Origin of the sequence: Tractidigestivibacter scatoligenes (genome assembly GCF_001494635.1) — a bacterium.
GTDB lineage: Bacteria > Actinomycetota > Coriobacteriia > Coriobacteriales > Atopobiaceae > Tractidigestivibacter > Tractidigestivibacter scatoligenes.
In genome coordinates, this window is record NZ_LOJF01000002.1 from 1 (window position 1) to 1,148 (window position 1,148).

Genomic DNA, 1,148 nt, shown 5'->3' on the forward strand with positions numbered 1-1,148 from the left:
CTCTACGTGGACGCCGTCTCCGCGCGCGGCGAGAGGCGCACCGCCTCCACGCGGGTCGTGGCCTGGGGCGTGACGGGGGTCTCCGCCTCCGGCTCCGCCGCCTCCGGCTGGACGGCCTCGGCCGACCTCTTCGAGGGCCACGAGGTCCCCGGCACCCTCTACCGCTTCCGCTGGGCCTCCGCCGACGGCTCCGCCTCCGGCACGCTTCAGGATTGGTCTGTTGACGGTGACGTTAACTTTGATGCATCAACTCTCGGTGACGTGGGAGACTTTAAGGTTGAGATTGACGTTAGATACCCGAACGGCTTCACCGCAACCTTTGATTCGGGAAGCATCGAGTACCTCACCCGCGCGCAGAGGGCTGTCGTTGACTCTGCATACAAGACGAGTAGCTATAGGGGAGTGTCTGGTTGGTGCGCCGCATGGGTCTCAAAGGTATTCGCCGCCGCCGGTTATGGCTGGTATAACGGTAACGCAAATGATATGTATCGGGCCTGGTGCCATAGCTCCAACCTCTCTGAACTGAGGGCTGGCATGGTCATTGCCGTTGACAAGTCGCCCACGCGCCTTGGCAAGCTCTATGGACACATCGGTGTCTACGTAGGCAACGGCTTGGTACATGACGATGAGGGCTACGTGCGAGAGATGACGCTTCGAGACTGGTTAAACTTCTACAGTCAGGCTGGACAGCCCAAGTGGGGTTGGGCTGGCAACGTATCGCTCGTTTAATGTGGCTGTAAACGCTGCCTCAAGGCCCATTCTTCACTACGCGCTCGGGTGCGTGTTTTCTCCGCTTGCGGCATGGGGTGATTATCATGAGGGTCCGGTAACCTAACGGGCTTACAATCGTCTGAAAGATGATGTTATTTTTTATGCCGCCCGGAGGTTGCGACCATGAGACCCGTAGCGAGACTGAAGAACGCCCTGTTTATTTCTGCGATTAGCCTGGGTCTAGCTCTTGGTGCGCCCGTTGCATCACTCGCCGCCAGCGCTGGGGATCCCCCAGACGGGGATGGTGCCACCCTCCAGTCCACAGAGGCGACTCCCGGGTGGTCGTTCTCAGGCGTCGAGCTCTCCGCCCCCAGCGTCACCTCCGGCGAGCCCGTGACGGTCACCCCGCAGGTGACCGGCGACCTCGAGGGGGCCGA

Annotated in this window: 1 protein-coding gene and 1 pseudogene; both read left to right on the top strand. The window is 61.1% G+C overall.

Annotated features, from left to right (window positions below):
- Window positions 1-729: pseudogene (locus AUL39_RS11215) on the top strand (hypothetical protein); the annotation flags it as partial.
- Window positions 730-894: 165 nt separating this feature from the next.
- Window positions 895-1,148 (top strand): hypothetical protein (locus tag AUL39_RS11055; protein WP_153001568.1); only part of this gene is annotated, 254 nt, incomplete at its 3' end.